This window comes from Streptomyces sp. NBC_01478 (assembly GCF_036227225.1).
GTDB lineage: Bacteria > Actinomycetota > Actinomycetes > Streptomycetales > Streptomycetaceae > Streptomyces.
On sequence record NZ_CP109444.1, the window covers coordinates 6,117,138 to 6,141,885 of the forward strand.

Genomic DNA, 24,748 nt, shown 5'->3' on the forward strand with positions numbered 1-24,748 from the left:
TCAGCCCCGGTCGCCGCCGAAGCGCTCCTTGTACGTCTCCAGGTCCTCGTCCGTGAGCTTCGCGAAGAGGACCGGCGGGACGGTGAAGGGGGTGCCCGCGGGGACGGCGGACAGCGACTTCGCCTCGTCCGACGACACCCACGTCGCCGTGTCGTCCGGCAACGCGAACGCCGCGCGCATCGCCGCCGAGGACGCCGGGATGAAGGGTTCCGAGACCACCGCGTAGAGGTGGATCAGGTTCATCGCGGTGCGCAGCGTGAGGGCCGCGGCCTCCGGGTCGGTCTTGATCTCCAGCCAGGGGGCCTTCTCCTCCAGGTAGGAGTTGCCCGCCGACCACAGGGCGCGCAGCGCCGCCGCGGCCTTGCGGAACTGGAGGGCCTCCATCTGGGTCTCGTACTCGGCGAGCAGCTCGGCGGTCTGCTCGCCCAGCCTCGTCTCGGGCTCGCCGGCCGCCGCGCCCGCCGGGACCTCGTCGCCGAAGCGCTTCTTCGAGAAGGACAGGACGCGGTTGACGAAGTTGCCGAGGGTGTCGGCCAGGTCCTTGTTCACCGTGGCGGTGAAGTGCTCCCAGGTGAAGGACGAGTCGTCGGACTCGGGGGCGTTGGCGATCAGGAAGTAGCGCCAGTAGTCCGCGGGGAGGATGTCCAGGGCCTGGTCGGTGAAGACACCGCGCTTCTGGCTCGTGGAGAACTTTCCGCCGTAGTACGTCAGCCAGTTGAAGGCCTTGACGTAGTCGACCTTCTTCCACGGCTCGCGGACGCCGAGCTGGGTGGCCGGGAACATCACCGTGTGGAACGGGACGTTGTCCTTCGCCATGAACTCCGTGTAGCGGACGGTCGCGTCCGCCTCGTACCACCAGGACTTCCAGTCGCGGGTCTCACCCTCGGGTGCCGCGTCCGACCATTCCTTCGTCGCGCCGATGTACTCGATCGGGGCGTCGAACCAGACGTAGAAGACCTTGCCCTCCGCCGCCAGCTCGGGCCAGGTGTCGGCGGGGACCGGGATGCCCCAGTCCAGGTCGCGGGTGATCGCGCGGTCGTGCAGGCCCTCGGTGAGCCACTTGCGGGCGATGGAGGAGGCGAGCTGCGGCCACTCCTCCTCGTGCGCGGCCACCCACTCCTCGACCTCGTGCTGGAGCTTCGACTGGAGGAGGAAGAGGTGCTTGGTCTCCCTGACCTCGAGGTCGGTCGAGCCCGAGATCGCGGACCGGGGGTTGATGAGGTCCGTGGGGTCCAGGACGCGGGTGCAGTTCTCGCACTGGTCGCCGCGGGCCTTGTCGTAGCCGCAGTGGGGGCACGTGCCCTCGACGTAGCGGTCCGGGAGGAAGCGGCCGTCGGTGGGCGAGTACACCTGGCGGATCGCGCGCTCTTCGATGAAGCCGTTCTCGTTGAGGCGGCGGGCGAAGTGCTGGGTGATCTCCAGGTTCTGCGGGGAGGAGCTGCGGCCGAAGTAGTCGAAGGCCAGCGCGAAGCCGTCGTAGACCGCCTTCTGCGCGTCGTGCGCCTGGGCGCAGAACTCGGCTACGGGGATGCCCTGTTCCTTCGCGGCCAGCTCGGCCGGGGTGCCGTGTTCGTCCGTCGCGCAGATGTACAGGACGTCGTGGCCGCGCTGGCGGAGGTAGCGGGAGTACACGTCCGCCGGGAGCATGGACCCCACCATGTTGCCCAGGTGCTTGATCCCGTTGATGTACGGAAGGGCGCTGGTGATGAGGTGTCGAGCCATTGGAGGGCTGCTCCCAGGTCGGTGTGCTGCTGTTGCCGCGAACCTTGAAATCGTAGCCGACATGGGTGTGCCGCCCGCCTCCCGTTTTACGGGGTGGGAGGGGCTGCGGTGACTGGCTGAAAAGGGCTCGTGGAGATGTCGGCCCCCTATCCCGGAGCGGTTGTCGTCAGCACCCTGGCATCCACCACTGGACGGTGGAGGGGGCGGCCCATGGGGCTTGGCACGGATTTCGAGCACGTCGACGAGAGCGCCGAAGGCCTGGATCACGGCAGTTCATCGGGGGTTCCAGCAGGTCCGGCGATGCTGAAATGGCGTCGTCTTACCTTGCGCAGAGAGCCCGTGATGCCGCTCCCCGACGGAGGGGCGGCCGTAGCGGGCACGGGCGCGGGCACGCGCCGTGCGGAACCGGCGGACGGCGCCTGTCGCACCCACCTCTCCGACACGACGAACTGGCTCTGCGCGGCGGCCTACCTTCGTGACGACCATGTCGTGGTCCTGGCCAGACGGACCTCCACCTACGCGGTCCTCGTCCCACGGCTGGCGTGGATACTCCTCACCCGCCGGGACCAGGACAAGCGGAGTGAGGCACTGCGCGCGGCGGCCGGGAACCTCAAGCCCACGGACGTCCAGTGGCCGGTGCCGCTCGGCCACGGGTACGTTCGCTGGGTCCGCCGCCGGGTCGGCCGCGGATATCCCGTTCCGCCCCATGGTTTCCATCTCACGCCCGTCCTGCAGAGCGCGGCGAGTTCCGAGAAACTCACCATCCTGCGCAGAGTCCTGCTCCTCGGAGTGCTCGCCTCGGCGGTGCTCACGGGCCTGGCCGCCGGGTTCGCTCCGGTCGTGCCGGTCCTGATCGGCGGAGCCTGGGCCGCCTGCTACGCCGACCGTCTCCTCGCCCACGTCGGCTTCCGCCGGGCGCACTGGGCCGGGCGGCCCCCGTCGCACGACCTGCGCTGGTGGATAGGACCTTGGCGGCGGCGCATGCTGCGCCGGGACCCGCGGGACAGGGACGGTCTGGTGGTCCCGTACACCTTGCGCCTGCGGGACCGGGGCGACGGCGTGCACCACCTGGTGGGCGCCGGCAACCTGTGGTCCGAGGAGGTCATCGGGATCGACGTCACGTCGGCCACCGAGAAGGAGGCGCTGAAGGACGAGACGGAGGAGGAGAAGCTCGTACGCCAGACGTTCCAGAGCGTGGACGAGATCCTGCGCGGTACGGGCGGCAAGGGCGTCATCCCCTTCACCCCCGACGAACTGCACCGGCATGTGGCGGGCGAGATGCACCGGCTGATCGACCACCGCCCCTCCCACCATCCGGAGAACAGGCTCGACGTCTTCGACGTGGCCGCGGTCTCGGCGGAACGCTGGAACGACATCACCGCCGCCGAATGGGATTCCCTGCTCACCCTCGCCCGGCTGGGCACCGGTGCGGAGGGCGCCAGCTCCGCCACGAAGGAGGCCCGCCGGCTGCTGTGCACGCGCATCGTGTCCTGGGACGGTGAACTCGTCGCCGCGCTGTACGCGAGCTTCGCCTATGAGCACCATTTCCTGCGCATCACCACCCGCGTGCAGGTCATCCATCCGATCCATCCCACCCTGCGCACCGGGGTGAAGGACGCCGAGCGCGGCGGGGCCGGGTGGCACGCGCGCACCGCGCTGAACGCGCTGCTCGACGTCTTCGCACTGCTCAACCGCCTGCGCGCGCCACTGAGTCCGGCACGCGCACCGATGGACCCGGGCCGCGGTCCGGTCAGCCTGCGCGAGGTCTACTCCTCGCGCTTCATGGACGACATGCTCCAGTACGACGACGCGCGCAGGCACGTGGAGTGGATGCAGCGCGGTGTCTTCCGTGCCGCCCTGGGCTTCCTCCAGGAGCACAACGTGGACATCAGCGCGTTCCTGCGGCAGGCCACGTACATCCTGCAGAACAGCGGTGTCGTGAACTCCGGTGCCATGGGTGACGTCCAGAACCTGGCCGGGGCCCGGGGCTCGACCGCGACCATGAACAAGACATCCACTTCCGGAGGAGACGGCTCGTGACGATCTTCAACCGACGTGACGCACAGGACGGTCAGACAGCCGGGGGCTCCAACAGCGGTGTCTACAACACCGGGACGATGGGCGACGTACAGAACCTGGCGCATTCGGCCGGTTCCGTGGCGCACCATGTGACCGTCTCCGGCGGGGCGGACGCCAAGGCCGCAGAGTGGGCACGGATTCTCGGGGAACTCGAGACCACGCTCGCCCGAGGCGGGGCCGGCATCACCGATCCCGAGGGGTGCAGGGTCCTGCTGCGGCTCATCCGTGACCAGCGCATCACCGACGACGGAGAGCGTCGGGCGACGGGGTCGATGCTCGGACAGATCAGCCGGCTGTGCGCGGACGTCGAGCCGGTGACCTCGCTCGTGGCCTCGGCGTTGGCTCTTCTCGGCCTGGCTACGGGCTGACGGGAACGACAACGGCAACGGGGCCCGGTTGTGCCGGGCCCCGTCGGCGTTTTTTGCCCGTGACGGTTACGGGCGCCAGTCGATCAGTACGCCGTCGTAGAGCTCCGCGTCCGTGAGCTCCAGGGGGGTCGGGCCCGCGTGGAAGAAGGCCGTGTTGTCGGTCTTCAGCTTGCGGAGGTAGTCGAAGGCCTTGTTGTCGTGGTCGCCGAACGCGACGAACGAGAAGAACACGGAGGCGTGGGACTTCGCGGCGTCCGTGAGGGACTGGGTGGCCGGGGTCTTCGCGTCCGGGGCGCCGTCCGTCTGGAAGACGACGAGGGCGGGGGCGCCGGGGGTGGCGTTCTTGTCGTAGTGGGCCAGTACGGCTTCTACGGCGGCGTGGTAGCTGGTGCGGCCCATGCGGCCGAGGCCGGCGTGGGCCTCGTCGATCGCGTTCTCGGGGGAGGTGGCGGTGAGGTCGGTGGTGCCGTCGACCTCCGTGGAGAAGAAGACGACGTGGACGGTGGGGGTGGGGTCCGGGTCCAGGTGGGTCGCGAGGGCGAGGGTCTGGTCGGCGAGGGCCTGGGCGGAACCGTCCTTGTAGTACGGGCGCATGCTCGCGGAGCGGTCGAGGACGAGGTAGACCTTCGCTCGGGTACCGGTGAGGCCGGCCTTGCCGATCGCGACGGCGGCGGAACCGGTCCCCACGGCCTCGGCTACGCCCTCGGCCGTCACGTCTTCCCCACCCGCACCACCCGTGACGCTCTCGTCGTCGAGTGCGGGTGGCCCCTGCGGGGCGGACTCGCCGTCGGCGGCCGCGGCCACGGGCTCCGGGACAACGGTCTCCACGGCCGCGGGCTCCACGACAACCTCCGCGGCGGGCTCCGCCACGGGTTCCGGGGCGGGTTCGGTGGTCGGCTCGGGGGCGGCTGTGACCTTCGCCGCGACCGGCTCGGCCACCTCGTCGACCACAGGCTCGGCCACCTCTGCGGCCACGGGCTCAGCCTCGGGTGCGCTCTCGGCGACCGGCTCCGCGACGGGCTCGGGCTCGGCCTCCGGCTCAGGCGTGACGTCGGCGACCGGCTCGACGACCGACTCGGCCTCGGGCTCCGGCGTCACTTCAGCCGCAGGCTCGGCTTCCGCCTCTGCCTCCGCGACCGGTTCGGGCTCCGGCGTTACCTCGGCCGCAGACTCGGCTACAGACTCGGCTTCCGCGACCGGCTCGGTCTCGGGCTCCGCGTCCGTGTTCGCCTCCGCCGTCGGCTCAACCACGACCTCGGCGACCGGCTCGGCAACTACCTCAGCCGCAGGCTCGACGACATCCTCGGCGACCGGCTCAGCAGCCACCTCGGTCACCGGCTCGGCAACTACCTCAGCCGCGGGCTCAGCAACAGCCTCGGTCACCGGCTCGGCAACTACCTCAGCCGCGGGCTCAGCAACATCCTCGGCGACCGGCTCGGCAACAACCTCAGCCGCAGGCTCGGCAACAACCTCAGCCGTAGGCGCAGCCGCAGCCGCAGCCGCCGACTCACCGCCCGCCCCGGTACCCTCCGACCCCTCCTCCGACGTCGCCGGCTTGGGCACCGTCACGTTGTCGAAGGCCAGTGCCACGAGATCGTGTTCGTCGTCCTCAAGGGTCGAGGACGGGCGGGGTTCCGGGACCTGGGCCGTTGCCGCAGGTGACGGCTTCGGCGTCGATGTGAGGTCGGGTTCGGTGGACGGGGACGGGACCTTCGCGTCCGGTTCCACCGCGGTCGGCTGCTCTTGCGAAGGAGTGCGTTCCGCACCCTCTGCTCCGGTGGCACGCTCCTTGCGTGACCTGCCGAACGCATTCCGCAGGAGAGTGAGAATGCCCATGTGCGCAACCCTTCGCGTGAGTTGAAGCCGTCAATCCCTGGCCAGGACGGACACGTAAGGTTAGCGGCCTCGGATGGCGATCTTAGGCAGGGGCAAGGCGCGCGGGACGCGTCCTGTCAACACCGCCTGTTTCAGCCACCACTTCGCTCGCCCGTTCACCTGCGGACTAACCGGCCCGCCCGCGGACTACCCGCCGACCGGTTCACGCGCCGTTCACATGAAATCGCGTCCTCAGTGCGGCGAAGCGATCGCCCGCGCCGCCGCTACCTCCTGCCGCAGCGGCTCCAGGACGCTCTCCGCCGGGCCCGTCAGATCCGTACGGACCTCCACCAGGACCTCCGACTCGCGGACGCCCTTCGACAACTCCCGCAGTTGGAGGGCGACTTGGATCACCTCGGCCGGTGACGGCGGTGGTGCCCCGTGCTTCACCCGTACCCTCGCCGCCGTCGTCGCGTCGACGATCCGTTCCACGGCGACGACCAGCGGGAGCCAGCCGGCGGCGAGGCGGCCGGTGGGCGGGGGTTCGGTGAGGGCGCGCTGGAACTCCGTACGGATGACGGACAGGTCGCGGTAGAGGCGGCGGCGCATACGGGCGCGGGCCGCCGGGTCGACCTCCCGACCGGCGCCACCTCCAGCCCCGGCTCCAACTCCGACTCCAGCCCCGGCATTGGCACCAGCCCCCGCAGATGTAGCCGCAGCCGCAGCCGCAGCCGCAGCCGCAGCCGTGCCGAACGCCGACTCCACATACGTCGCCGTGTCCGCCACCGCCTCCGCCAACCGGTCCCCCACTCTCGTGTGCCAGCTCTCCGGCCACAGCAGATACCCCGCCACCAGCGCGATTCCGCAGCCGATCAGGGAGTCCACCAGGCGGGGGAGCAGCAGCGCCGTGCCCTGGTGGTTCAGGACGTCGGAGAGGAGCAGGATCACCGGCGTGATCGCCATCGTCTGGTAGCCGTAGCCGCGTGGGGTGAGGGCCGGGATCAAGGGGGCCAGGAGGAGCAGGACCAGTACGTCCCACCACCCCCTCGGCACCGCCGACAGCACCGCCGCCGCGATCACCAGCCCGGCCACCGTGCCCAGCGCGCGCAGCAGCGCCCGGGAGAAGACCGAGCCGAAGTCGGGCTTGAGGACGAAGGTGATCGTCAGGGCGATCCAGTACGAGCGCGGTACGGGGACGGTGGACACCAGCACCTGCGCCAGGCCGATGCAGAGGGCCAGGCGCAGGCCGTAGCGCCAGGAGCCGGCGGACAGGACGACGTTGCGGGCCGCCCGCGCCGCGCGGATGCGGAGGGCCGCCGGGCGGCCGAGGCGGTCGTCGATGCCGCGCGGGTCCACGTCCGGGGCGGTGACGACCTCGGCCGCGTGGCGCAGGGCGTGGTCGATCGCGCGGGTCGTCTGGCCGGTGGGGGCGGGGAGGGCGAGTCCTATCGGGCCGGTGTAGCCCGTCTCCACGGCGTGCGCGAGGTGGCGGACCGTGTCGCGGATCTGCGGGGGGAGGGGCTTGCCGGACTGGTGGACCGCGGGGGCCGCCTCGACCACCGGCGTGATCGCGTTCAACTGGGCCAGCAGGCGGGTCAGTTCGGGGCTGCGGCCGTGGTGGCGGGCGCGCCGGGCGAGGACGAGGTCGTACGACTGGTTCAGGGACTGGGTGACGGCCTGGCGGGACGCGTCGTAGGCCGCCGTGGGGTCGTCGCCGCAGGTGGCGAGGAGGTCGGCGACGGTGCGGTAGGTGTTCGCGACCGCCGCCCGTTCCGGGACGCCGGAGCGCAACGGCCAGGCGAGGAGGGCGAGGAGGAGGACCAGGAGGCCGCCGCCGGACATCAGGACGGGGGCCAGCCACCATGCGCCGGGGAGCGGAAGTCCCGCGCCGATCACCGAGTTGAGGAGCAGCAGCAGGCCCGATACGGAGGCCACCGCGCCGATCGTCGAGATCATCCCGGAGACGAGCGCGACGGCGGTCAGGGCGGTGACCGCGAGCCAGCCGTGGTCGTAGACCGCCGCCCCCAGCGTGACGCCGACCGCGCCGAAGAGCTGGGGGATCGCGATGTTGAGGATGCGCATGCGGTAGGCGTCGGCGGTGTCGCCGATGACTCCGGAGAGGGCGCCCATGGAGGCGAGCGCGCCGTAGGCGGTGTGTCCGGTGGCGAGGCCGACGGCGAGGGGCAGGGACATCGCGACGGCGGCGCGGGCGATCGCCGGCCGGTTGAGGGGGGCCTGCTGCGGTTGGAGGTTCCTCACCAGCCAGTCGGGGGGTGTGAGGCCGATGGGGAACTCGCGGGACATGCGCCCATTATGGGCGGCGCGTCCGGCGGGGAAAGGACCGTGCCCGGGCTATTCGTGCTGGTGGAGCGTGATGTCGACCAGCAGGGCGCGGTGGTCGGTGTCGGCGAGGTCGAGGAAGCGGGCGCTGTTCGCGGAGAAGTCCGGGGACAGGAGGACGTGGTCGATCTGGGTGCCGAAGGCGGGGAGCAGCCGCTCCGGCCAGCTCGGGGTGCGGGGGTGGCCGTCCAGGCGGGCCGCGTCGCGCAGGCCGGTGTCCAGGATGCGGCGGAAGGCCGCGTGGTCCTGGGAGGAGTTGAAGTCGCCGGCCAGGACGGTGGGGGTGGAGGGGTCGGCGGCGGCGAAGGCGCGCAGCCGGGCCAGCTCGCGGTGCCACAGGGCGACCTGGTTCGGCAACGGGGGCATGGGGTGCGCGAGTTGGAGCCGTACGGCATGACCGTCCACGTCGGCCACCGCGCCGGGCATGCCCATCGTGCCGGTGACGCCCCGCGTGCCCTTGAGCGGGAAGCGGCTGAGGATCACCGAGCCGTGCGAACCGGCCGCCGCCACCGCCCGCCGATACGGGAACTCGGTGCCGAAGTCCCGCTCCAGCGTGGCCTGGCAGGTGTGGTCGCACTCCTCCACGAACACCACGTCCGGCCGCTCCCGCCGGATCACCGGCACCAGCGCACCGGTCCCCTGCCCGAACTCGACGTTCGAGGTCAGCACCCGGAACTCGGCGATCGCCGGTCCGCCCGGGTCGCTGCTCTTCCCGTACGGCTCGATGAACCACGCCAGCAGGCCCAGCAGCGCGACGCCCCACACCAGCCCGAGCCGCCAGCGGGTGAAGAGGGAGAGGAACAGCCCGACGCCGGTGGGGGCGAGCAACCAGGGGAAGAAGGCGAGGAGTTGGGGGACGGGGGTGACGGCGTCGGTGTCGGCCGTACGGCAGCCGACGACCACGCTCACGCCGGCGAAGAGGAGCCCCGCGCACCATCTCGTGAAGCGGCGCCCCCGATGGGGTTCGGGCACGAAGTCGGCGGCGGTCCACTCGGAGGTCGCGGTACCCAAGTGACAGCCTTCCGCCCGTAGGTGCAGATGCCCGAATCATCCCACGTGTGCCAGGAACTCCCCCAGGATCCCGTTGAACTCCTCGGGGCGCTCGAGATTCGGCAGATGGGCCGCGCCCCCGATCACATGGAGCGTGGAGTTGGGGAGCGCGGCGTGCATCGCCTCGGCGTCGGCGACCGGGGTGTAGGTGTCGTCGGCGCCCACGACCACCAGGGCCGGGACGCTCACCCGGGTCAACAGGTCGCGGTAGTCCGGGCGTTGGGCACGGGCGCGCAGGGCGGCCGCCGCACTCTCGGGATCGGTGGCCGTCATCATGCGGTGGACGTGGGCCTTGACCTCGGGGTCCGCGTACGGCGCCACCATCCGCTCCAGGACCTCGTCGGCGTAACCGCGCATGCCCTCCCGCAGCAGGCGGTCCGCCGTCGTGTTCCGGGTGCGGGCGGCCTCCGGGGTGTCCGCCGCCGGGAAGGTGTCGGCGAGGACCAGACCCCGGACGCGGCCCGGGAACCGGCCGTAGCAGTCCATCGCGATCTGGCCGCCCATCGACAGCCCGGCCAGCACGAACGTCTCCACCTCCGCCTCGTCCAGCAGCGCCTCCAGGTCCGCGGCGAAGTCCGAGAAGCGGGTGACGGCGGGGGTGGAGGGGGAGCGGCCGTAGCCGCGCAGGTCGGGGGCGAGGACCCGGCGGGCGGGGGAGAACGCCTCGGTCTGCGGGGTCCACATCGTGTGGTCGAAAGGGTGGCCGTGGATGAGGACAAGGGGGATGTATGGGTCCGTAAGGGGTGGCATGTCCTCGACCCTAGGTCGGCTCAACTCCTCGGTGCAATAAGATCTTTGCCCTCGGTGCAATCTCGACGACGGGGGAACGATGGGTGACTACCGGCTCATCGCCGACCGCATCGCCGGCGACATCGCCTCCGGGCGGCTGCGGCCCGGTCAACGGCTGCCTCCGCAGCGGGTGTTCGCCCGGCGGCGCGGGATCGCCGGGTCGACGGCCGGGCGGGTGTACGCCGAACTCGTGCGGCGCGGGCTGGTGGTGGGGGAGGTCGGCCGCGGCACCTTCGTGCGGGCCGCGGCGGCGGGGCCGTACGGGCAGGCGATCGTCGAGGCGGCGAGTGCGGCGCCCGTCAATCTGGAGCTCAACTACCCTTCCGCGCCCGGCCAGTCGGAGCTGCTGGCGCCGGCTCTCGCGCCACTGCTCCGCCCCGATGTACTGACCGAGGCGCTGCGTCCGGCGCCCGCGACGGGCACGGCGGCGGCGAGGGAGGCGACCGCGGACCTGCTGGCCACGCCCACCTGGCGGCCCGATCCCGACCGCGTGCTGTTCACCGGCAACGCCCGGCAGGCCATCGCCGCCACCCTCGCCTCCCTGGTCCGGCCGGGCGGCCGGGTCGGGGTCGAGCCGCTGACGTATCCGCTGGTCAAGGAGATCGCGGGGCGGCTCGGGGTCACGCTCGTGGCGCTGGAGGCGGACGGCGGCGGACTGCGCCCGGAGTCGGTCCGGGCCGCGCATCGCACCGCTCCCCTCTCCGCGCTCTATCTCCAGCCGACGCTCCACAATCCGACCTCGGTGACGACCGGTGAGACGCGGAGACATGAAATCGCCGAGACCGTCCGGGAGTTGGGGCTGCCCGTCGTCGAGGACCGCATCTGGTCGTTCCTGCACCCGGACCACCCGGACCACCCGGACCACCCGGACTCCCCCGCACCGCTCGCCGCCCACGCGCCCGGACTCGTGCATGTCGTCGACGGGCTGTCGAAGCGGGTCGCGCCGGGGCTCACCGTCGGCTTTCTCGTCGTGCCGGAGGGGCGGGTCGAGGCCGTGGGCACGGCGATCCGGTCGGGCGGGTGGAGTGCGGGGCGGTTCGCGCTGGAGGCGGGAGTGGGGTGGATGACGGACGGGACCGTGGCGCGGTTGGTCGAGGCCAAGCGGGCCGACGCGGGGGTCCGACAGCGGGTGGTCGCCGAGGAGTTGGGCGAGTCGGGCGAGTTCGCCGTACGGGCCGATCCGCTCGCCTATTACGCCTGGTGGGAGCTGCCCGCGCCGTGGCGGGCCGACACCTTCACGGCCGCCGCGGCGGCGCACGGGATCGCCGTCACACCCGGGACCGCGTTCGGCGTCGATCCGAAGCGGACCCCGGACGCGGTCAGGCTTGGGCTCGCGTCGGCTGCTGTGCCCGATCTGCGGCGGGCGCTGCGGACGCTCGCCGGTCTCGCACGAGGCGCAGCAGCAGGAACTCCCGTACCGGGCGGGCGTACCGGGTGAGCCAGGCCGTCGCGGCCACCGTGAGGCCCACGCCCAGCAGCAGCCAGGCGACCTGGCGCAGGGTCGAGGTCAGGGCGTCGTAGACCGCGCCGCCCGCCGCCTGGGAGACCTCGGCCGGCAGGTCGGCGACGGTGAAGTGGCGGCCGATCGCGAGCGCGAGGCCGAGCAGCGCGCCGCCGAGCGCCGTGCCGAGCGCGGTCGCGGTGATCGCGCGGCGGCGGCGCACGGCGACGGCGATGCCGGTGACGGCGAAGACGGCGGCGGCGACGGGGAGCCAGAAACCGGCGACCTCGAGCACGTGGAACTCCTGTCGGAGCGGGCCCAGTTCATCGGCCTGGAGAACCGCCACCTCGGTGTGCTGGACCGGGATGCGGCTCGCCAACGGCACGTGTTCCCGGGCGAGTTGGTGTTTGACCTGGGCGGTGACCGGGGCGAGGTCGACGGTGACGGTGCCGTCCCGGCGTTCGTCCTGAAGGGCCGCCAGTACGGCGTCGTGCGTGGCCCGGTTGCCCTCGTCCCAGGCCACGCGGAAGGCCTGGGTCTTCGTGAACGAGCGCACCGCCTCGTGCACGAACGGCGCGGTGCCGGGCGTCCGGTCCGTCACGCCGTGCACCCGGCGCACCCGGACCTCGCGCAGGATGCCCGCGCCGACCGTGTCCGCGATCACGTCCCGTACGGCCGGGTCCGTGGCCAGGGGCGCCATCGCCGTGACGTAACGGCCGGAGTCGGTCAGGTCGTAGGCCGCCCAGGCCGCCAGCGCGCCGAAGGGCGTGAGGAAGCAGGAGAGGGCGACGAGTACGGCCGACAGGGCGCTCCGGAGACGTGGGGGCACCCCTCCAGCACAGGGCCGGTGGGCGTCGTACGCGAGCGGGTCGAGGGTTTTTGACTGCATATGGGTTAAAGGTCCAGCCGGATCGGGTGGGGTGGGCCCGGAACCCTTGGCGGAACTGGGGAGTCCGCTCTCGGGTGGAGGCTTCACCCGAACGGGTGTTTCCTGGAGCTGGGGAGAAGGAGGCCGAACATGCGCACCACTCCGGCCCTGCGGACTCTCGCCGCGGCCCTGCTCACCGGTGGCACCCTCGCCGTCGCGGCGGCGGGCACCACGGCGGCGGCAGCACCGTCAGCACCGTCCACGTACGCCGAAGGACACGGCGGTGGCGGCGGTGGCGGCAGTCCGATCTGGGGCACGATCGTCTCCCGCACGGATCTGAACGTGCGGCAGTCGCCCACCACGCACTCACCCGCCGTCGACACGCTCTCACCGGGCAGCCAGGACCGCGTCCAATGCGTGGTCAGGGGACAGAGCGTCAACGGGAATTCCGACTGGTACTGGCTCGTCGGCGCCCAGGGCTGGGCCAGCGCCGCGTTCGTCGACACCGGCGGCCAGTGGGTGCCGTCCTGCTCGGACCCGTGTCCGGGCTGGAAGGACGGCGGCAGCGGCGACTCCGGCAACTCCAACTGGAACAACGACCCGAACTGGAGCGACAACTCCAACTCGTGGAGCACCTCGGCCTCCGGGTCGTGGAGCGTCTCGGGCTCGTGGAGCTGGAGCGCCTCCGGTTCGTCGACCGGCGGCGGCATCTGGAACTGGGCGCCGTAGCAGTACAAGAACAGGTGGGCCCCGGCACCGAGTTGGTGCCGGGGCCCACACGCGTGCCGCGCGTCCGTCAGCGGATGCGGTTGCCCTCTCCGTCCTCGCGCGTGTAGTAGCGGTAGAAGAACACCAGGAAGACGCCCGCCGTGGTCGCGAGCCCGATGGCCGTGGAGCGCAGCACGCTCTCGCCGGTCTGGCTGTACAGGAAGCCGAGCGAGGCGCCCGCGAAGCCGGACTTGACCAGCGAGTGCAGTTCGCGCTTCAGCAGCGGCGCGAACCGTGCCACCGCCAGGCACAGCACGATGAACGCGAGCGCCGTCACGAAGCCGAACAGGATGTTCCAGCCGGTGACGGGACCGCCGCTGCGACGGTTGGCGGCCGCCCAGTAGCCGTAGACGAGCCCCAGGACGACCGGGATCGCCACCTTCGCCACGCGGTGGACGCGGGCGTCGAAGATGTCGGGAAGACCGCTCGGGGCAGTGAATCCGCCGGAGCCGGGCGTGGGTGCCGCGTGAGCCATGAGAGCACTCCTCTCTCTCGCCCCCGTCTACCAATGCACACCTCGGCGCGGGCGGTGGCAAGTCGGGGTGCGGCCTCGGTTGCCCCATGTTTCGCTGGGGCGCATGAAGCTCGTACTCTTCGGCGCCACCGGCATGGTCGGCAGCCGGATCGCCATGGAGGCCTCGGCCCGCGGACACCAGGTCCTGGCGGTCAGCCGCTCCGGCCAGTCACCGGTCCCCGGGGTCACCGCCACGGCGGCCGACGCGTCGGACCCGGAGAAGGTGGCGGAGGTGGCGCGCGGCGCCGACGCGGTCGCCTCCGCGTGCGTACCGCCCCGCGACGGCAGCGACCCGAGCGGTCCCTTCCTCGCCCTGAACGAGGCGCTCGTCGCGGGCGTCCGCGCGGCCGGCGTCGGGCGGCTGCTGGTCGTCGGCGGCGCCGGCGGTCTGGAGGTCGCCCCCGGCCAGGCCCTCAGCGACCAGCCCGGCTTCCCCGAGGCCTACCTCCCCGAAGCCCGCGCCCACCGCGCCGTCCTCGCCTACTACCGCTCCCTCGACGACCTCGACTGGACCTATGTCTCCCCCGCCGCCGAGATCGCCCCCGGCACCCGCACCGGCCGCTTCCGCGTCGACGGGGACCAGCTCATGACCGACGACCAGGGCCGCAGCCTCGTCAGCGCCGAGGACTACGCGGTCGCCTTCGTCGACGAACTGGAGCAGGACGCCCACCCGCGCGGCCGGATGTCGGTCGCGTACTGATGTCCGGCGCATACTGACGTTCGTGAGCGGCCGCGGGCACAGACCGGTGCGCTACGGCGCCTTCGCGCGCTCCCCGCTCGACGACGGGCTGCCCCGCGCCGGGGATCCCGACGCGCTGCGCCGGCAGCATCTGCTGCGGGTGCGCGGGCGCAGTGTCGCCTGGGTGCCGCCGCTGCTGGTGCTCGTCTCCATCCTGCTGGTCGACTGGTACACCGGCGGTGAGTTCCGGACCGTCTCGTGGATCGTGCTCGTGCCCGGTATCGCCGCGGCGATCTGCGGGGTGCGGGGCACGGCCGTGTTCGCGGTGCTCGGCCTCGCCACCTACGTCCTCGCCGACCATGCCTGGCCGCGCCAGTACCAGACCGGCCTGCCCGACTTCATCCTCGTCGGCGTCGGCGGCGTGCTCGCCGTGCTGGCCTGCGCGGTCCGGGTCCGCGGCGAGCGCCGCATGCTGCACATGCGGGACGTCGCCGAGACCACCCGCCGCACCCTGCTGCGCCCGCTGCCGCCGGGCTGGGGCGGCCTCGACCACGCGGCCGTCTATCTCGCCGCGGACGCCGTCGCCCGGGTCGGCGGCGACTTCTACGACATCCAGCCCGGCCCGCACGGCACCCGCGCCCTCGTCGGCGACGTCCAGGGCAAGGGCCTCGGCGCGGTGGAGGCGGCGGCCGCGCTGCTCGGCACGTTCCGCGAGGCGGGCTACCACGAGCGGGACCTCGCGACGGTCGCCGCGCGGCTGGAGACCCGGATACACCGGCACGGGCTGCATCTCGCCGCGCTCGACCGCGAGGACGACGACCGCGAGGACTATGACCGTGCGGCCGTCGACGAGCGCATCGACCGGTTCGCCACGGCCGTCCTGCTGAGCTTCCCCGTCGCCGAGCCGGACACGGTCGAGGTCGTCAACTTCGGTCACGAACCGCCGTTGGTGGTCGGCCCCCTTGGCGTACGGTCCCTGCCGCCCGGGCACGGACTCCCGCTGGGGCTGGGCGAGTTGGCCCACATGGACGGGCCGCCGCCGACCCTCCGGATCACCCTCGCCCCCGGTGAGACCCTCCTCGTCGTCACCGACGGGGTGACGGAGGCGCGGGACGGGGCGGGCGTCTTCTACCCCCTCAAGTCCCGTGTCGCCGAAGGGGTCCTGGCCGATCCGTCCCTCGCCGAACCGGACCGGCTCGTCGCCTACGTCCGGGACGGCACCCTGCGGCACGGTGGCGGACATCTCGCCGACGACACCACGATCTTCGCGGTACGGCGGTCCTGACATCACCCTTTGCTACAGCAGAGGTTCGGCAGAGGTTACGGTGCTGCGGTACGTACGTGAGTGAAGAATGGTTCGGGGGAGGGCGCATGCCTGGAACGGTGCTGCTGCTCGCGGCCTCGCCGGTCGGCAAGGGACGACTGGTGGACGCGGCCTCCGTCCTCCCCGTGCTCGCGGCCGTCGACCCCGCGGTGCTGTCCGGCACGGACACCGCCAACGTTGTCGAACTCGCCGACCCGTTGGAGCCGCAGGCTGTGCTGACCCGGTTGCGGGCCGCCGCGACGGCGCCGGGTCCGTTGACCGTGTTCGTCACCGGGCAGCTCCAACTGGACCGGAAACAGCACCTTCCGCATCTGGCCCTCGCCCGTACGACGCCGGCGACCGTTCGCTACACCGGGTTCCCGTGGGCCTGGGTCCGTGAGGAGCTGCGGTTGCGGGCGCCGGGGACGACGACCTTGCTGCTCGATCTGCACACCGACGCGGAGACCTGGCAGTGGCTGCGGGACCGGCCGCTCGACTCGGGCCGCACGCATGCCGTTTACGGTCGCATCGCGCCGCCTCCCGGGCGGCGGGTGGTGGCTGTGCCGTCGTACATGAAGGCGGTCGCGACGATCTTGCGCAGCGGGTACCGTCCGGCGGTTGAGCAGTTGCATGAGCAGGCGTTGGGGAGGCTCGGGGCGGAGGGGTATGCGGACGTTGTCTTGTCGGCGCCGGGCGTTGGTGCCGGCGTTCCCGGGGGCTTCGCCCCCAGACCCCCGTCGGCCCTGAACGGGCCTCGTCCTCAAACGCCGGACGGGCTGGATGATGCCGGCCTGAGTCGGAAGAGTGCGCCGCGAAGCCAGGAGAGCGACCCGCGAAGCGCAGACAGGGCGCCGCGAAGCCAGGAAAGCGACCCGCGAAGCCGGGACAGTGACCCGCACACCGCCGTCACGGACGCCGTCCAAGCCGGGCGGCACGCCGACGCCGATGCCCTGGCCGCCGAGCACGAGCAGGCCGCCGTGCGGGCGCATGGCCGGGGTTCCGAAGAAGCTCTGCACTGGAGCGAAGTGCGGGCCGATCTCGCGATGTTGGCCGGGGATCCGGTGCGGAGTTGTCGGGCCTGGCTCGCGGTGGCGGGGGCGCGGCTGGCGGCGGGGCAGGCGGCTGACGCGCCCGCTGTCGAGGCGGCCGTGGACCGTGCCCACCATCAGTGGGGGCAGATCCACGAACCGGCCCGCGCTCGTGAACTCGGGCCCGAACTGGCCGAGTTGAGGAGCCGGGTGCCAGGGCGCCGGGCGGGCGCCCTGGATCACGTACAGCAGCACCTGGTCCAACTCCAGTTGCTGGGCTAGTCAGTTCACCGTCAGGATCTCCAACGCGCCCGACACCAGGGTCCGTACACCCGGCGTCACCGTCACCAGGTCCGGGGCGAACTGGGGGCTGTGGTTGCTGGGGACGGCGAGGAACTTCTCCATCAGGTCCGTGCCGGGTGCCGCGTCCCACACGTCCGCCGGGGTGCTCGTCACGAACCAGTAGGAGTACGGCACCCCGTCGGGGACCAGGTGGGGAAAGTCCTCGCTGCCCATCGCCGGGCCGGGGTCGAAGACCGTGCCCGCGCCGAGGACCTCGGTGTGGACGGCGGCGATCCGGCGGTCGGTGTCGGCGTCGTTGACCGTCATGGGGAAGCTGTTGCCGACCGTGACCTCGGGCTCGGTCGGGCAGCCCGCGGCGATGCACTCGCCGGACGCGATACGGCGGATCGCGGCGATCATCCGGTCCCGTACGTCGGGGGACTGGGTGCGCAGGTTGAGCAGCAGGCGGGCGGTGGTCGGGATGATGTTGTGCCGGGTGCCGGCCTCGATGCGGCCCACGGTCAGCACGGCGGACTCGCGGGCGGCGATCTCCCGGGAGACGACCGTCTGGAGCCGGGTGACGAGGTAGGCGGCGGTGACGACCGGGTCGACCGTCGTCTCGGGGCGTGAACCGTGGCCCCCGCGACCGTGGATCACGATCTCGATGTCCGTCGTGGCCGACATGATCAGGCCGGGCACGTGCGGGTAGAACCCGGCGGGTCCGGGTGCCGCGTGCTGGCCCAGCACCACGTCCGGACGCGGGACGCGCTCGTACAGGCCGTCGGCCACCATCGCCGCCGCGCCCTCGCCCGTCTCCTCCGCGGGCTGGCCCACCAGTACCAGCGTCCCCGACCAGGTGTCCCGCCCGGCGGCCAGCGCCTGCGCGGCGCCGGCCAGCCAGGTCACGTGCAGGTCGTGCCCGCAGGCGTGCATCACACCGGGGACGGAGGACTCGTACGGCAGTCCCGTCTCCTCCGGCACCGGCAGCGCGTCCATGTCGGCGCGCAGCAGCACGGTCGGGCCGTCGCCGTTGCGGAGCACTCCGGTGACGCCGGTGCCGCCGATGCCCTCGACGGTGTCGTAGCCCGCCTTGGTGAGCCGTTCGGCGAGCTTCGCGGCGGTGCGGTGTTCGCGTCCGGACAACTCGGGGTGGCGGTGCAGGTCCCGGTAGAAGTCCTCCAGGTCGGGGACCGGGAGGTCGGCGGTGAGGTCGAGTGCGGCGCGCGCGGCGGCGGAAACGGAAGAGGTCACGAGAGCAGCCTGTCACTCGTACGGGTGTCTCCACCACGGTCCTGGCCGGGTGTCACTGCTATCCACAGAGGTAGGGGGCCGGCAGTACCCACCGAAGGAAGTGCCGCTCATGGCAGTCCCCGAAGCCAACCTCGCCGTCAACTTCACCCAGGGGCTGAACGACGCCTGGTCGAAGGTCGCGCAGTTCGTGCCCAAGCTCGTCGGGTTCCTGGTCATCCTGGCCATCGGCTGGTTCGTGTCGAAGATGATCGCCCGGGTCCTGGACCGGGTGCTGCGCAAGATCGGCTCGGAGAAACTCTCCGAACGGGCCGGTACGGCACGGATGCTGCGGGACTCCAAGTACGACATGACCGGCATCGTCTGCAAGATCGTGTACTACGCGCTGATGCTGATCACCCTCCAGCTCGCGCTCGGCGTCTTCGGCTCCAACCCGGTCAGCACGATGATCAACGGCATCGTCGCCTGGCTGCCGCGCGGCATCGTCGCGGTGGTCCTGGTCGTCGTCGCGATGGCCATCGCGAACGCGGTCCGCGGGATCGTGGGCAGCGCCCTGTCGTCGATGTCGTACGGCAGGATGCTCGCGACCCTCGTCTGGGCGTGCATCGTCGCGCTGGGCGTGATCGCCGCCCTCGGTCAGGCGGGCATCGCCACCTCGGTCACCCAGCCGGTGCTCTACGCCGCCCTCGCGACCGTGGCCGGCATCCTGATCGTCGGTGTCGGCGGCGGCATGATCGCCCCGATGCGCCGGCGCATGGAGCGTGTGCTGATGGCGGCGGAGCGCGAGACCACCAACGCGAAGGGCAGCCTCACCGCCTACCAGGCGGGCCGCCAGGACGCGATGACCAACCAGCCGGCGCGCGAGCGGACGGACATGGGCACGGGCATGGGGACGGGCACGGGGACGGACGCGCGGCGCGACGACATGCCGGGGTCTTCCGGTATGTAGCGCGACGTAAGCGCAGGTGAGGGTCGTGATCCGGAGTTGATTCGCGCCATGGGCGGGACTGTCGCATCAACCTCCCGGCGATGACGATCGGAGGCGTCGCCACCCGTCGCGGGTGGTGGCGCCGACCGACGTATCGACAAGGAGAACGACCATGAAGGTGTTCCCGCGCGGCCGCCGCCGACTGGCTCTGCTGGCGCCCGCTCTCGCCCTGGTGCTCATTCCCTTCTCCACCGGGACCGCCAGCGCGAACTCCAGCCCGGGCTGGGGCGACGACAAGCCGGACGTGCTGGCGAGCTGCAACCACGACAGCGGCAGCCGGAAGCCCGACTCGTGCCAGTACCACGAGGTCAACGCCTGGACCGCGCTCGGCAAGCGGCACCAGGCCAGCAACGTGGTCGCGAACTGCGCGGGCACCGACAACGGCACGTACGCCGTGAACTACAGCTACTCGACGAACACCTCGTACTCCTACGAGCAGGGGCAGAGCATCGAGGTCAGCGCCGGACTGTCGGACACCTTCGAGGCGGGCATGAAGGCCAGCTCGACGACCTCCGAGACCTGGACCCTGGGCAACACCCGCACCGCGAGCAGCACCATCACCAACACGATCCGCCCCGGCTACAAGGGCGCGTACTGGTTCGCGCCCTACGTCCGGCACTCGGTGGGCTGGCTGGAGGTCCACTACGGCAAGCGGGTCGACGGCCACTACTACTGGTACTACCCGGGCCAGGGTTCCGCGGGCATCCACATCGACACGCCCGTCGCCTGGGCGGACGGCTCGCTGAAGGGTGAGCTCTACTGGGCCACCTGGAAGTGCTGAACCCCGCTTCATCCGGCGGTGGCCGGGGCCGCCTGAAGACACCGGCCCTGGCTACCATGGGTTCCACCGGCAGGCCACAGGCAACGTTCGGAGATGGCGGTATGACGGAGCAGGCCATTTACCGGCACTTGCGTGGTCTGCGCGATCACTTCACGCCCCCGCCGGGATTCACCTATCCCGAGATCAGCGACGGGACGTTCGTCATGATGATGAGCCCCCGCCCGCGGCACCAGCTCACCGCCGTAGACGTGCGCGACCAACTGGCCGGACAACTACCGCCCGGAATAATCGCCGCAGAAGCCACGGACACGGATGACGCGTCCCTCGGCACACTGCGCATTCCTGACCTGCTGGTGGTCCCGCGCTCGGCCATGGAGACGGACGATCCGCTGGACCCGCACGAGATCCTGCTGGCCATCGAGATCGTCTCCCCGTCGAACCCCGGCAACGACTACGACGCCAAGAGCCACGACTACCCGGCGATGGGCATCCCGCACTACCTGATCCTGGACCCACGCGATGGCACGTGGACGTACCAGTGGGAGATCGACACCAGCGGCGGACGGCCCGCCTACGGCAACCGTCTGCTGCGGCAGCCGTACGGGACCCCGCTCGCCATCACCTCCGAGCTGGGCACCTGGAAGCTCGACACGAGCGGTCTGCCGCTCTACTCGCGCAAGGACATGATGCTTCCGCCGGAGTGAGCGGAGTGGTGCTCGGCCGGCGACCGGTCCGCCGCCTTGGCCGGGCTTGCCGCCGCCGCCCCGATCAGGGCGGCTACGGCGATGACGGCGGCGCAGAATCCTCTGACGTAACGCGCGGACATACCAACCTCGCAACGACAGTGACAGCGGCAACGACAGCAACGAGTTAAGCACGCTTAATGCGTGCCTAACTTAAGGGGTTGGAGCGGGCAACGGGAAGGGCTTCAGGGCGAGTTGAGTCATCGGAAACCCTTTTTCAGTCACCGCGCCGCTGCTGGGGCAGCAGTCCGTGGCGGTGCACCAGCCAACTGATGGCGGTCAGCCTGCACACCGCGTAGTCGTGGCCGACCGGCTCCCGCCAGTCCAGCTCCGCGAGCGCGTCCAGGAATCCGAGCGCGTAGTCCGTGAGATCGGCGTGGTCCGGGGGCGGGGGCGTGAGGTCCGGGCCGCCCGCCGAGAGGCGTTCCCGCAGCTCGGCGACGTGCTGGTCCACCGCGGCCGTGAAGGCGGGCTCGAAGGCGAACTCCGCGAAGCGGGGCTCGTACGCGCTGCTGATCTTGGCCAAAGGGGACATTTCTTCACCATACGGCAGGCGGGCGCGGGGGAGTCACGTGATACCCGTCACCGGAACGCCACGCGGCGATTACGCTCGGCGACAGGCCGTAACCGTTCGGTCGGGTCTTCAACAACTCGCCCCCCGTGTAAGTGAGTTACCGGCCAGTCCGTAACTCGGCTTACTGGCATGATTAATCGCATGGTGAGACGGGACGACCCGGAAGTCATCGGGCGCAGGGTGCAACAGCTCAGACGCGAACGTGGGCTCACCCAGCGGCAGTTGGCCGAGCCCGCCTATACGCCCGCGTACATCTCCACCCTGGAGGCCGGCCGGGTCCGCCCCTCCGACGACGCGCTGCGCCACCTCGCCGACCGACTGGGCGTCGCCTACGACGAGTTGGCGACCGGCCGCCCCGCCCGGCTCGCCACCGAGCTCCGCCTGCATCTGACCGAGGCCCAACGCACCCTGGCGACAGGGGAGTCGGAGGAGGCCGCCGAGCAGTACGCCGACCTCCTCGCGGAGGCGGAGTCGTACGGGCTGGTCGACGAGGAGGCGGTGGCGCTGCTCGGGCTCGGCGAGTGCGGGCTCGACACCGGTGATCTCACCGCCGCCCGCCTGTACTTCGAGCGCGCCGAACGGCGACTGGCCGACGAGCCGCTCCCGGCCCGCGTACCCGCCCTGCGCGGCCGTGCCGTGGCGCACTACCTCACCGGTGAACTCCGGTACGCCGTCTACCTGTTGGAGTCCACGCTCGACGAGCTGAACCGCGGCGGGCTGCACGACCCCGACGCGCTGCTGCTGCTCTACGCGAGCGCGATCGGGCCGTACATGGACATGGGCGCGCACGCGCGGGCCGCCCAGGCCGCCGAGCTGGCGCTCGCCCTCGCACCGCAGGTGGCGGACCCGGCGCTGCTCGCCCGCATGCACCGGTCGGTGGCGCGGACGCTGATAGCGGAGGGCAAGGTCGCGGAGGCGGACGCCTCCCTCGTGAAGGCCGCCGACCTGTACCGGCAGCTCCAGTTCCGCACCGAACTGGCCAACTGCCACTGGATGCGCGGCTACGTCTACGCCCAGGACGGCGAACTGGAGCGCGCCGAGGTCGAGTTGAGACAGGCGCTGGACATGCTGACGGCGAAGCGCGCGGCCCTCTACAGCAGTCAGGTCGCCGTGGAGCTGGCCGACGTACTCCACAAACGCGGCAAGTCCGACGAGGCCGCCGCTCTCCTCCACGACGTCCTCAGCGACCTCAGCTCCGAACGCGGCGCCCTGCACTCCGCCGCCGCGCACCGTCTGCTCGGCATCATCGCCGAGGACGCCCGGGACACGGACGCGGCCGAGGAGCACTACGTCCGCGCGCTCAGCCTGCTGGAGCGGGCGGGGGCGGCCGGCGACCTGGCCGACCTGTGCCGCATGCTCGGCGACCTGCTGCGCCGTACCGGCCGGGTGGAGGCGGCCCTCGACGCCTACCGCACGGGCCTCGGGCACCGTACGGCTCCCGGGACCACGACGCTCGGCCCGGCGCCCGCACAGCCTCCTCTTTGACGAATCCGGGATGGCGCACAGCGCCGCCGGTTACCGTGCGACGTACGAGTCATGAGTTACGAGGCGTAGTCGTACGAACCGGGATGAGACAGGCGCGTGCAGAACGAACGGACTGTGGTCGACGGCCTGCGCCTGGCCGTACGCGCCATGGTCTACGCGGTCCTCGGCGGCGCGGCGCTCATCGCCATCGCGACGGTCGTCTCCGTCCTCGGCCCCATGCTGGCGATCGACCTCTACACCCCCGCCGTTGCGGCCTGGTGGACGGTCTTCACGGCGGTGGCGGTCCAGGGCGTCCCCTTCCTGCTCCTGGGCACGGTGGTGTCGGCGGCGATCGGCGCGTTCGTCCCCGAGCGCGTGTTCACCCGCCTCCTCCCCCGCAACCAGGCCCTGGCCGTCCCGATCGCGGGCGCGGCGGGAGTCGTACTCCCGGGTTGTGAGTGCGCGTCGGTACCGGTGGCGAGCAGCCTGATGCGGCGCGGAGTCGCCCCGGCGGCGGCGTTGGCCTTCCTGCTCTCCGCCCCGGCGATCAACCCGGTCGTCCTGGTGGCCACGTCGATCGCCTTCCCCGGCCAGCCGAAGATGGTGCTCGGCCGCCTGGTCGCGTCCCTCGCGACGGCGGTGGTGATGGGCTGGCTGTGGGCGAGGTTCGGGCGGGAGGAGTGGCTACGACTCCCGAAGCGCAAGCAGGCCGCCGCGTCCTCGCCCGCCGGCGTGAAGGCCTTCGTCGCGGGCCTGCAGCACGACTTCCTGCACGCGGGCGGCTTCCTGGTCCTGGGCGCGGCAGCGGCGGCGACGTTCAACATCGCCGTACCGCGCTCGGTCCTGGACGTCTTCACGGGTTCGTCCTGGCTGTCGTTGCTCCTGCTCGCGTCGCTGGCCGTGGTGCTGTGCGTGTGCAGCGAGGCGGACGCCTTCGTCGCGGCCTCCCTCAGCGGCTTCTCCCCGGCGGCGAAACTGGCGTTCATGGTGGTGGGCCCGATGGTCGACCTGAAACTGATCGCGTTGCAGGCGGGCACGTTCGGCCGCTCCTTCGCCTTCCGCTTCTCCTCGACGACCTGGCTGGTCGCCGTGGTGAGCAGCACGCTGGTGGGGTGGTGGCTGCTGTGAGGCGCTACGGCTCGGCGGTCCTGCTCCTGCTGACGGGCGGGGCGGTCCTGCGGATCTCACTCTTCAGCGAGCTGTATCTGCGGTATGTACAGGCGGCGTTGCGGCCGTATCTGGTGATCTCCGGTTCGCTGCTGATCGTGTTGGGGCTCGTGGCGGCGGTCAGGGGCATGCGGAAGACCCCGGAAGCCGAAGAGCACGAGCACGACGATCATGAGCACGAGGACGATCACGACGACCACGGTCACTCCCATACAGGCGGCCCCCGCATCGCCTGGCTGCTGACCCTCCCCGCCCTCGCCCTGCTCCTCTTCCCGCCCCCGGCGCTCGGCTCGTACAGCGCGTCGCGCGAGGAGGCGCAACGGGCGGCGCAGGGGGTGGGCTCGTTCCCCGCCCTCCCCGCCGGGAAGGTGCTGGACATCTCGGTCGCCCAGTACAGCTCCCGCGCGATCTACGACACCGGCCACTCCCTCAAGGGCCGCACCCTGCGCATGACCGGCTTCGTGACCCACGGCTCCGACGGCACCTGGTACCTCACCCGCCTCCTGGTCACTTGCTGCGCGGCCGACGCGACGATCAGCAAGGTCGAGATCCGGGGCGACGCGTCCGACGGCGCTCCCCAGACCGACACCTGGGTCACGGTCACCGGCACCTGGGTCCCGAAGGGCAAGCTCGGCACGGACGCCGCCTGGCCGCCGGTGCTGGAGTCGACCTCGGTCAAGCAGGTGAAGCAGCCGGCGGATCCGTACGACAAGCGGTGACTTGTTCTGATGCTTCCG

General features: G+C 71.5%; 22 protein-coding genes. 13 read left to right on the top strand and 9 right to left on the bottom strand.

Annotation, left to right across the window (positions count from 1 at the left end; all coding sequences use genetic code 11):
* Positions 1-1,722, bottom strand: a complete 1,722-nt coding sequence (gene metG, locus OG223_RS27690) for a methionine--tRNA ligase (protein WP_329254086.1) — start codon at positions 1,720-1,722, stop codon at positions 1-3.
* Between the two features lie 342 nt (positions 1,723-2,064).
* On the opposite strand from metG, the gene OG223_RS27695 reads away from it, so the two are divergent.
* Positions 2,065-3,762: a hypothetical protein gene (locus OG223_RS27695; protein WP_329254089.1), complete on the top strand. Its 1,698-nt coding sequence runs from the start codon at positions 2,065-2,067 to the stop codon at positions 3,760-3,762.
* Positions 3,759-4,169: a hypothetical protein gene (locus OG223_RS27700; protein ID WP_329254092.1), complete on the top strand. Its 411-nt coding sequence runs from the start codon at positions 3,759-3,761 to the stop codon at positions 4,167-4,169. Before OG223_RS27695 ends, OG223_RS27700 begins: the two co-directional genes overlap by 4 nt.
* Before the next feature lie 66 nt (positions 4,170-4,235).
* On the opposite strand, the gene OG223_RS27705 is transcribed toward OG223_RS27700, so the two are convergent.
* The 4 genes from OG223_RS27705 to OG223_RS27720 form a co-directional block, all read right to left on the bottom strand.
* Positions 4,236-6,005, bottom strand: coding sequence for a VWA domain-containing protein (locus tag OG223_RS27705; protein WP_329254095.1), 1,770 nt, complete (start codon positions 6,003-6,005; stop codon positions 4,236-4,238).
* Between the two features lie 231 nt (positions 6,006-6,236).
* Positions 6,237-8,288 (bottom strand): FUSC family protein, encoded by a 2,052-nt coding sequence (locus tag OG223_RS27710; protein WP_329254098.1) that lies wholly within the window; start codon positions 8,286-8,288, stop codon positions 6,237-6,239.
* A gap of 48 nt (positions 8,289-8,336) precedes the next feature.
* The gene (locus OG223_RS27715; RefSeq protein WP_329254101.1) at positions 8,337-9,335 is read right to left on the bottom strand and encodes an endonuclease/exonuclease/phosphatase family protein; all 999 of its coding nucleotides are present in this window, start codon (positions 9,333-9,335) and stop codon (positions 8,337-8,339) included.
* Positions 9,336-9,371: 36 nt separating this feature from the next.
* A complete protein-coding gene (locus tag OG223_RS27720) occupies positions 9,372-10,124 on the bottom strand; it encodes an alpha/beta fold hydrolase (RefSeq protein ID WP_329254104.1) in 753 nt (250 codons plus the stop codon).
* A 79-nt stretch (positions 10,125-10,203) separates the two neighbouring features.
* Here OG223_RS27720 and OG223_RS27725 point away from each other — a divergent pair, with 79 nt between their 5' ends.
* On the top strand, positions 10,204-11,601 hold the full coding sequence (locus tag OG223_RS27725; protein ID WP_329254107.1) for an aminotransferase-like domain-containing protein: 1,398 nt from the start codon (positions 10,204-10,206) through the stop codon (positions 11,599-11,601).
* Here the strand turns inward: OG223_RS27725 and OG223_RS27730 are convergent.
* On the bottom strand, positions 11,483-12,433 hold the full coding sequence (locus OG223_RS27730; RefSeq protein WP_329254109.1) for a hypothetical protein: 951 nt from the start codon (positions 12,431-12,433) through the stop codon (positions 11,483-11,485). The two genes, OG223_RS27725 and OG223_RS27730, sit on opposite strands and share 119 nt — an antisense overlap.
* Positions 12,434-12,622: 189 nt before the next feature.
* Between OG223_RS27730 and OG223_RS27735 the strand changes: the two genes are divergently transcribed.
* On the top strand, positions 12,623-13,201 hold the full coding sequence (locus OG223_RS27735) for an SH3 domain-containing protein (RefSeq protein WP_329254112.1): 579 nt from the start codon (positions 12,623-12,625) through the stop codon (positions 13,199-13,201).
* 67 nt (positions 13,202-13,268) lie between these two features.
* Here the strand turns inward: OG223_RS27735 and OG223_RS27740 are convergent, their stop codons facing one another.
* A complete protein-coding gene (locus OG223_RS27740; RefSeq protein ID WP_329254115.1) occupies positions 13,269-13,715 on the bottom strand; it encodes a hypothetical protein in 447 nt (148 codons plus the stop codon).
* Positions 13,716-13,818: 103 nt separating this feature from the next.
* Between OG223_RS27740 and OG223_RS27745 the strand changes: the two genes are divergently transcribed.
* The 3 genes from OG223_RS27745 (at position 13,819) to OG223_RS27755 (ending at position 17,046) form a co-directional block, all read left to right on the top strand.
* Entirely contained in the window at positions 13,819-14,454 is a 636-nt protein-coding gene (locus OG223_RS27745) for an NAD(P)-dependent oxidoreductase (RefSeq protein WP_329254117.1), read from the top strand.
* Between the two features lie 22 nt (positions 14,455-14,476).
* The gene (locus tag OG223_RS27750) at positions 14,477-15,718 is read left to right on the top strand and encodes a PP2C family protein-serine/threonine phosphatase (protein ID WP_443073749.1); all 1,242 of its coding nucleotides are present in this window, start codon (positions 14,477-14,479) and stop codon (positions 15,716-15,718) included.
* Between the two features lie 86 nt (positions 15,719-15,804).
* A complete protein-coding gene (locus tag OG223_RS27755) occupies positions 15,805-17,046 on the top strand; it encodes a hypothetical protein (RefSeq protein ID WP_329254119.1) in 1,242 nt (413 codons plus the stop codon).
* Here OG223_RS27755 and OG223_RS27760 read toward each other — a convergent pair whose 3' ends face one another.
* Entirely contained in the window at positions 17,047-18,297 is a 1,251-nt protein-coding gene (locus OG223_RS27760) for an amidohydrolase (protein WP_329254122.1), read from the bottom strand.
* A gap of 109 nt (positions 18,298-18,406) precedes the next feature.
* Here OG223_RS27760 and OG223_RS27765 point away from each other — a divergent pair, with 109 nt between their 5' ends.
* From OG223_RS27765 to OG223_RS27775, 3 genes are all read left to right on the top strand, one after another.
* Positions 18,407-19,243: a mechanosensitive ion channel family protein gene (locus tag OG223_RS27765; RefSeq protein ID WP_329254124.1), complete on the top strand. Its 837-nt coding sequence runs from the start codon at positions 18,407-18,409 to the stop codon at positions 19,241-19,243.
* Between the two features lie 151 nt (positions 19,244-19,394).
* Positions 19,395-20,063 carry a hypothetical protein gene (locus tag OG223_RS27770; protein ID WP_329254127.1) on the top strand — a complete coding sequence of 223 codons (669 nt, stop codon included), beginning with the start codon at positions 19,395-19,397 and terminating at the stop codon, positions 20,061-20,063.
* 101 nt (positions 20,064-20,164) lie between these two features.
* Positions 20,165-20,767: a Uma2 family endonuclease gene (locus tag OG223_RS27775; protein ID WP_329254130.1), complete on the top strand. Its 603-nt coding sequence runs from the start codon at positions 20,165-20,167 to the stop codon at positions 20,765-20,767.
* Between the two features lie 256 nt (positions 20,768-21,023).
* On the opposite strand, the gene OG223_RS27780 is transcribed toward OG223_RS27775, so the two are convergent.
* On the bottom strand, positions 21,024-21,341 hold the full coding sequence (locus tag OG223_RS27780) for a DUF6401 family natural product biosynthesis protein (RefSeq protein ID WP_329254133.1): 318 nt from the start codon (positions 21,339-21,341) through the stop codon (positions 21,024-21,026).
* Between the two features lie 180 nt (positions 21,342-21,521).
* Between OG223_RS27780 and OG223_RS27785 the strand changes: the two genes are divergently transcribed.
* The 3 genes from OG223_RS27785 (at position 21,522) to OG223_RS27795 (ending at position 24,730) form a co-directional block, all read left to right on the top strand.
* Positions 21,522-22,865, top strand: a complete 1,344-nt coding sequence (locus OG223_RS27785) for a helix-turn-helix domain-containing protein (RefSeq protein ID WP_329254136.1) — start codon at positions 21,522-21,524, stop codon at positions 22,863-22,865.
* Positions 22,866-23,012: 147 nt separating this feature from the next.
* A complete protein-coding gene (locus tag OG223_RS27790) occupies positions 23,013-23,972 on the top strand; it encodes a permease (RefSeq protein WP_329265507.1) in 960 nt (319 codons plus the stop codon).
* Positions 23,969-24,730 (top strand): TIGR03943 family putative permease subunit, encoded by a 762-nt coding sequence (locus tag OG223_RS27795; protein ID WP_329265508.1) that lies wholly within the window; start codon positions 23,969-23,971, stop codon positions 24,728-24,730. The genes OG223_RS27790 and OG223_RS27795 overlap by 4 nt, the downstream gene beginning before the upstream one ends.
* Positions 24,731-24,748 lie beyond the last annotated feature (18 nt).